The following is a 528-nucleotide window of genomic DNA, read 5'->3' as shown; positions in this document are numbered from 1 at the left end:
TGTGTATAAGAGACAGAAGGATATCTATGCGAAAAGAAATTGCACCTGAATTATACAACTATAACAAGTTTCCTGGTCCTGAGTTCCATTTACACGGGGACAAGGTAGAAACGGAAGGGATAGCTTTTTCCTTGGTGGAAAATATCAAGGATGCCTTCGATGTGACGGCTTTTAATCAGCGTTTTTCAGAAGTCTTAACAAAGTTTGATTATATCGTGGGAGACTGGAGCAACGAACAGCTTCGCCTACGAGGTTTTTATAAGGATGACCGAACAGAAGAAAAACTTGAAAAAATCAGTCGTTTACAAGACTACCTTTTAGAGTATTGTAGTTATGGTTGTGCCTATTTTGTCTTAGAAAATGAAGCCCCTAAGCGAGCATCATTTGACAAGAAAATGCGTAAGAAGGAAGAAGAACTGCCTTCTAGAAAAGGAAAGAAGCCGACTCAAACCAAACGAAAACCGAATGCAGATAAGAAAAATAGACGTCGTCAGAAAGACCAGCATTCTCAGAAAGAGGACAAGGGGC

Annotated in this window: 1 protein-coding gene; it reads left to right on the top strand. The window is 40.0% G+C overall.

Going from position 1 to position 528, the window contains the following annotated elements:
- Nucleotides 1-26: 26 nt before the first annotated feature.
- On the top strand, nucleotides 27-528 hold a 502-nt coding region (locus QZ359_RS08405; RefSeq protein WP_293965697.1), incomplete at its 3' end, for a YutD family protein.

Origin of the sequence: Streptococcus sp. (assembly GCF_019414905.1) — a bacterium.
GTDB lineage: Bacteria > Bacillota > Bacilli > Lactobacillales > Streptococcaceae > Streptococcus.
This window is presented reverse-complemented; position numbering and strand designations above follow the sequence as displayed.